This is a genomic window from Lysobacter antibioticus HS124 (genome assembly GCF_000336385.2).
GTDB lineage: Bacteria > Pseudomonadota > Gammaproteobacteria > Xanthomonadales > Xanthomonadaceae > Lysobacter > Lysobacter firmicutimachus.
Window position 1 is genome coordinate 9,719 of sequence record NZ_HG424537.1, and the last position, 6,393, is coordinate 16,111.

Below are 6,393 nucleotides of genomic sequence, written 5' to 3' on the forward strand. Positions count from 1 at the left end.
CCAGCCACATCCATCCGCGCGCACCGCCGCCGCGCAAGCTGCGGCCGCCGTGGCCGGCGACCGCGTCCAGGCGCGCGCCGAACGGCACCTTGAGCGCGGCCGACGCTTCGCGCGCCGGCGGCAACAGCCAGCGCGCCAGCCACGGCAGCGGCAGCGCCAGCAGCCACCACGGCCAGGCGAAGAGCTCGGTCCACCGGCTCAGCCAGTCGCTCATGCGTCGGCGTCCGTGTCGCGCGCGCTCATCGGCCCGCCCCCATCCACTGCAGGAAGCGGCGCCGGGCCAGGTCGCGCAGCGCCGCGACCCGGCCGGGCTCGACCTCGCGCCGATAGGCGCCGTCGAGCAGAACGCGGCCGTCGCCTTCGGCGAAGTCGCGGCGGCGGCTGTCACGATCGAGGAATTCCAGCCAGGCCTCGCCCTGCAGACGGTCGGCCTGCGGATCGCGCCGGCGCGCGGCGCGACGCAGCAGTTCGGAAATCGCCGCGACCTGGGCCGCGGGCGTTTCGGCCGCGGCCAGCGCCTGATCGAACACGCGTTCGATCGCCGCGCGGCGCCGCGCACGGCGACGGCGCCAGAACCAGACGACCGCGGCGACCGCCAGCAACGCGGCGGCCAGCAGCCACCAGCCCGGCGCCGGCGGCCACCACGACGGCGCCGGCGGCAGATGCACGTCGCGCAGCGGCAGTTGCGCGGCCATCAGGCCACCAGCGGCCGCGCGCGGCCGAGCAAAGGCAGCCAGGATTCGCTGGCCGCGTCGGTCGCCAACGCCTGCACGCGCACGCCGCGCGCCGGCAGTTGTTCCAGCGCGGCGTCGACCGGCGCGACGAAGGTCTCGCGCCAGCGCCGGCGCGCGTCGTCGGCGTCGAGATCGAGTTCGATCCGCTGCCCGTCGCGACTGAACGGAAGCATCGCCCGCGGCGGTTGCGTCTCGACCGGATCGGTCAACAGCAGCACCACGACTTCGTGATGCTGGGCCAGGGTCGCCCAACGCCGGGCCGGCAGCGCTGCGACGCTGGCCGGATCGGCCAGCACCAGCAGCCGCGAACCCGGGCGCAGCAGGCGCGCGGCATGGTCCAGCCCGACCTCCAAGCCGGCATCGTCGGCCGGAGCCTGGGCGTACCAGCGCACCATCGCGTCGAGCACGCGCAACGCGCCGCGCGGGCCGGCCGCAGGCGTCACCGGCGGCTCGCGCAGGCTGCCGCGCAAGGCGGCGATGCGGTCGCCGTCGCGCACCGCGGCCCAGGCCGCGACCGCGCCGGCGCGCGCCGCCTGCACCGACTTGAACCGCACCCGGGTGCCGAAATACAGCGACGGCGCGGTATCGGCGACGATCAGGCTGAGCCGTTCGCGCTCGGCCTGGAACAGTTTGGTGTGCGCACGGCCGGTGCGCGCGGTCAGGCGCCAATCGATATGGCGCGCGTCGTCGCCGTGCGAGTACTCACGCGACTCGGCGTACTCCATGCCGCGACCGCGCAGCGGCGACAGCGCTTGGCCGCTGACGCCGTGGCGGCCCTGGCGGGCAGCGCGCCGCCCGCTCGCCGCCGCACGCAGCGCGACCAGCTCGCTCAGACTCGGCACCACCCCTTCGCTCACCGCAAGCCTCCGTCAAACTGCGGATTCGAACGGGGATCTCCCGTCGCCGCGCAACCGCTGCGAATCCCCGATCCCGAATCCCGAATCCCCGCCCTCAAGGCAACGGCACCCGCTTGAGCAGTTCGCCGAGCAGGCGATCGCCGTCCCAACCCTCGGCGGTGGCCTCGTAGCTAGGCAGGATGCGGTGGCGCAATACCTCCGGGGCGATCGCGCGCACGTCGTCGGGGGTGACGAAATCGCGCCCGGCCAGCCAGGCGTGCGCGCGCGCGCAACGCTCCAGCGCGATCGAACCGCGCGGGCTGGCGCCCCAGGCGATGCGCCGGGCCAGCGCCGGGTCGTAGCGGCCGGCGTCGCGCGAGGCCAGCACGATCTCGATCAGATAACGCTCCACCGCCGGCGCCACGTGCAGGTCGAGCACTGCGGCGCGGGCGGCGAACACGTCGGCCTGCGGCATCCGCGTCAGCGCGGCCGGGGCGGGCCGCAGCGTCTGCCGCGCGCGTTCGCGCGCCAGCCGCAGGATCTCGGTTTCGGCGGCGGCCTCGGGGTAGCCGATGCGCACGTGCATCAGGAACCGGTCCAACTGCGCTTCCGGCAAGGGGAAGGTGCCTTCCTGTTCGATCGGGTTCTGGGTCGCCATGACCAGGAACAGCGGCGGCAACGCATAGGTCGCCCGACCGACGGTGACCTGACGCTCGCCCATCGCCTCCAGCAACGCCGATTGCACCTTGGCCGGGGCACGGTTGATTTCGTCGGCGAGCAGGATCGGATGGAAGATCGGCCCGGCCTGGAACTCGAACCGGCCTTCCTGAGGGCGCCAGACTTCGGTGCCGGTCAAATCGGCCGGCAGCAGGTCGGGAGTGAACTGGACCCGGGCGAAGTCCGCCTCCAGGCGCGTGGCCAGGGCGCGCACCGCGCTGGTCTTGGCCAGGCCGGGCGCGCCCTCGACCAGCAGGTGGCCGTCGGCGAGCAAGGCGATCAGCAGCCGCTCGATCAGCTCGGCCTGGCCGACGATCTCCAGCGCCAGCGCGTCGCGCAGGGCCCGGAAATCGTCGTGCAGGCGGGCGCCGTCGGCGCCTTGGGGGTCGCGGGAGCGGTCGATTGCGCTGTCCATCCGGTATCCAGTGACGATCGGGAGCGATACGCCCCGATTTTGACCCAAGTCGGCGGGAGAGGTTCAAAACCGCCGCAGCGCGGCCGCGGCCAGTTCATGCCGCGCTCACGGCGCAGGCGATGCAAGGCCCGGTCCGACGCCAGCCGCAAAAACGCGAAAAGGGCCCGAAGGCCCTTTCCGCACGGCGTCCAGCGCGAATCAGCGCTGGGTGACCTGCATCACCTTCGGCGTGACGAAGATCAGCAGCTCGGCCTTTTCCTTGCTGCGGCTCTTCTTCTTGAACAGATTGCCGAGGAACGGGATGTCGGCCAGGAACGGCACCTTGGACAGATCGGTGCGGTCGCGGAACTCGTACACGCCGCCGATCACGACGGTCTGACCGTCCTCGACCAGCACCGCGGTGTTGATGTTGCGCTTGTTGATCTGCGGCACCTGGCCGATCGAGGTGTCGACGAAACCCTGGATCTCGTCCTTCTTGACGTTCATGTTCAAGAACACGCGGCCGTCGTTGGTGATGGTCGGGTTGACCTTCATCTCCATCAGCACGTCCTTGAACTGCACGTTCGGGATCGGAATGCTGTTGCCGCCCTGCTGCGGCGAGATCGTCACGTAGCCGACTTCCTGGCCCTGGCTGATCACCGCCTCGCGCTGGTTGCTGGTGACCACGCGCGGGTTGGACACGACTTCGCCGCGTCCCTCGGTCTGCATCGCGCTGAACTCCATGTCCAGGTTGACCCACTTGCCGAGGATGGTGAAAGCCAGCGCGCCGGCCGGGTTGAGCACGCCGACGTTGCTGTTGAGGCTGGCCGGGAACAGGAACGCCGGATTGGTCAGGGTCTGCAGCAGCGAGCGGGCCTGGTCCTGCAGCGACTCGGCCTTGGTCCGGTCGCCGGCGTCGGCGTACCGGGCCGCAGCGGTGCTCAGGCTGTCCGCCTGACGACGGATCAGATCGTTCTTGGCCTCGATGTTGCGGTAGTTGTTGATGCTCTCCAGCGTACCGCTGGTGATCACGTCGCCCTTCTGGCCGGAGACGCCGAAGCGCGCGCCCAGGTCGCGGGCGAAGCTTTCGGTGGCGATGACGATGCGGGCCTCGATCAGGACCTGGTCGACAGGACGGTCGATGACCCGGATCAGTTCCTTCATCTGCGCGACCTTCTTCGGAATGTCGCTGATCATCAGGGTGTTGGTGCGCTCGTCGGCGACCAGTCGGCCGCGCGGCGAGAGGAAGCCGTTCTCGTTGTTCCCGCTGCCTTCGCCGCCGCCGCTGCTGCCGCCACCGATGCCCTTGGCCTCGGTCAGCGCCTTATAGATCTGCCCGGCGTTGTGGTAGTTGATCTGGATGTATTCGGTGGTCAGGTCGACGCGGTTGTCGAGGGCGATGCGCGCGTCCTCGCGATCCTGCTCGTACTTGGCCACTTCCGCCTGCGGCGCGACCCACACCACGTTGCCGCTGCGGCGCTTGTCCAGGCCCTTGGCCTGCAGGACGATGTCCAGCGCCTGGTCCCACGGCACGTTGACCAGGCGCAGGGTCACGTTGCCCTGCACCGTGTCGGCGGCGACGATGTTGAGGTTGGACTCTTCGGCGACCAGCTGCAGCACGGTGCGCACCGGCACGTCCTGGAAGTTGAAGGTCACCGGGCGGCCGGAGTAGGTACGGGTCACGCCCGCCGGAGCCGGCGCGGACGCCGCGGCGGTGGCGCCGGCGGCCGACTTGCCGCCTGCAGCGCCGACCGCGCGATTGCCCGCCGCGGCGGCGCGCGGCACCACCTCGACGATGTACTCGCGGCCGGTCTGGTAGGCCATGGTGTCGTAGGCGCCGGCGGTGTTGAGCACCAGTTGGGTGCCCGTGCCGCTGGTGCGCGCGTCGATGCGTTGCACCGGAGTCGCGAAGTCGACCACGTTCAGCGGCTTCTGCAGCGCATCCGGCAGCTGCGCGTTGCCGACGTTGACCAGGACTTGCGCGCCCTGGTTGCGCAGGTCGGGCATGGCGCCGTCGCCGCTGAAGCGAACGATGAGCTTGCCGGAGCCGCCGTCGCCGCGCTTGAAGTCGATGTTGGCGACCGAGATCGCGCCCGGCAGCTGCTTGGCCGGATCGTTGCTCGGGGTCGGCGCGACCTGGGGCGCGGGCACGGCGGCCGGCGCGGTCGCAGCGGTCTGGGGCGCCGCCTGGACTGCGCTGATGCCGGCCAGCAGGCCGATCACCAGCCCCGCCAGGCGCGGGCCGGATGCCATGGGGCGTCGGGCCGACGGCATGGTTTTGGCGTTGAATACGATCATCATGCTATCCCCTAATCATTGATCTTCCAGCGCCACGGAGGCCGGTCGTTCCAGCCAGCCGCCTGCGCCATCCGGCACCAGCTCGACCAAGTCGATGCGCTCCTCAGACACGGCGGTCACACGACCGTCGTTCTGCCCCATGTACGCACCGGGTCGAACACGATAAGTCACTTTGTCGGGCGCCATGACCAGCGCCACCATACCGCCCCCGCGGCCCAGGGTCCCGACCATGTCGAGACCGTCGAGCGGGAACATCTCCAGCGGCTGCTTGCGCCGCGCCTTGTCCGGACGCAGGCCGGAGCCGGTGTCCTCGTCGGTAAAGGCGGTGCTGAAGGGATCGCGCATATCCTGCGCGTTGTATTCGAAGGTTTCGAACTGCTGCATGACCGGCAGCGGGTCCAGCGGCGGGGCCGGCTTGGCCTTGACCTCGGCGACCCACTTTTCCAGGTTCGGCGCGTCGCCCGGGGTGCTGGTGACGCTGCGGAAGCAGCCGGTCGCCAGCAGGGCCAGAGCGAGCGCGCTCAGGCCGGCGAGGGAAGAACGGCTAACGAAGCGAGCGCGCATCTCAGCTGCCCTCCTTCTTGCTGTCGCCGCCCGCGGCGCCGTCGGCGGCGGGGGCAGGAGCGGAACCGTCTGCCGGCGGATTCTGCGCGGCCATTTCTTCCTCGTCCAGATAACGATAGGTCTTGACCGTGCCGGCCAGCTCGAGCGGGCTGTTGGGGGTGATCCCGCCGGCCGCGTCCTTGTTGTTGTTGCCCTTGGGCTTCAGCGAGATGTCGTGCATGGTCATGATGACCACGCGCGGCAGCGAAGCCACGCCGCTGACGAAGGCGCCGAACTGGTGGTAGGTACCGACCATGCGCAACGCGATCGGCTTCTCGGCGTAGAACTCCTTCGGCACTTCCGCGCCCGGCTGGAACAGCTCGTTGGAGATGCCGGTGGCCAGGGCGGTCTGGGAGATGTCGACGATGAGGTCGGGCATCTCGGTCTTGCTCGGCAGCTGGCGCAGCATCTGCTGCAGCTGCTGCTCCATCTGCGCGAGCTGCTGCTTCAGCGGTTCCAGGTTGGCGGCGCGGCCCTGCTTGGTCTCGAAGGTGGTGCGCAGCTCGGTTTCCTGGCGCTCCAGGCCCTCGAGCTCTTCGCGCTTCTCGCGCACGAACAGCCACCAGGCCAGACCGACGATCACCAGCCCGACCACGGCGCAGAACACGATCTGCGCGCGGCGCGGCCAACCGCCGATGTTGTTGAAGTCCAGATTCTTCATAGAAGCCTTCTTGCTCACGACGCGGCTCCTGTCTTGGTCGGGGCGGCCGGCGCGGCGGCAGGCTTGGCGGGGGCGGCGGCGGGCTTGGCGGCCTCGGCCGGCTTGACCGCCGGCGCGGCGGCCGGAGCGGTCGCGGCACCCGGCTGGGCG

6 protein-coding genes and 1 pseudogene are annotated in these 6,393 nt (G+C 70.5%); all 7 read right to left on the reverse strand.

The features are described 5' to 3' along the window. Window positions 1-214: pseudogene (locus TX83_RS23965) on the reverse strand (vWA domain-containing protein); the annotation flags it as partial. A gap of 25 nt (window positions 215-239) precedes the next feature. Next, window positions 240-698, reverse strand: a complete 459-nt coding sequence (locus TX83_RS16790; RefSeq protein WP_425606120.1) for a DUF4381 family protein — start codon at window positions 696-698, stop codon at window positions 240-242. Then, window positions 695-1,591, reverse strand: a complete 897-nt coding sequence (locus TX83_RS16795) for a DUF58 domain-containing protein (RefSeq protein WP_064749131.1) — start codon at window positions 1,589-1,591, stop codon at window positions 695-697. The genes TX83_RS16790 and TX83_RS16795 overlap by 4 nt, the downstream gene beginning before the upstream one ends. A gap of 94 nt (window positions 1,592-1,685) precedes the next feature. Continuing rightward, window positions 1,686-2,702 carry an AAA family ATPase gene (locus TX83_RS16800; protein WP_064749132.1) on the reverse strand — a complete coding sequence of 339 codons (1,017 nt, stop codon included), beginning with the start codon at window positions 2,700-2,702 and terminating at the stop codon, window positions 1,686-1,688. A 198-nt stretch (window positions 2,703-2,900) separates the two neighbouring features. Further along, complete coding sequence (locus tag TX83_RS16805; protein ID WP_079248276.1) at window positions 2,901-4,979, reverse strand: type IV pilus secretin PilQ; 2,079 nt, start codon at window positions 4,977-4,979, stop codon at window positions 2,901-2,903. 15 nt (window positions 4,980-4,994) lie between these two features. After that, a complete protein-coding gene (locus TX83_RS16810) occupies window positions 4,995-5,543 on the reverse strand; it encodes a pilus assembly protein PilP (protein WP_064749133.1) in 549 nt (182 codons plus the stop codon). Window position 5,544: 1 nt separating this feature from the next. After that, a complete protein-coding gene (locus tag TX83_RS16815) occupies window positions 5,545-6,261 on the reverse strand; it encodes a type 4a pilus biogenesis protein PilO (RefSeq protein WP_064749134.1) in 717 nt (238 codons plus the stop codon). Window positions 6,262-6,393 lie beyond the last annotated feature (132 nt).

Coding starts and splice junctions, on each gene's coding strand:
- TX83_RS16805 (WP_079248276.1), bottom strand. CDS start 4,979: ATGATCGTATTCAACGCCAAAACCATGCCGTCGGCCCGACGCCCCATG.
- TX83_RS16810 (WP_064749133.1), bottom strand. CDS start 5,543: ATGCGCGCTCGCTTCGTTAGCCGTTCTTCCCTCGCCGGCCTGAGCGCG.
- TX83_RS16800 (WP_064749132.1), bottom strand. CDS start 2,702: ATGGACAGCGCAATCGACCGCTCCCGCGACCCCCAAGGCGCCGACGGC.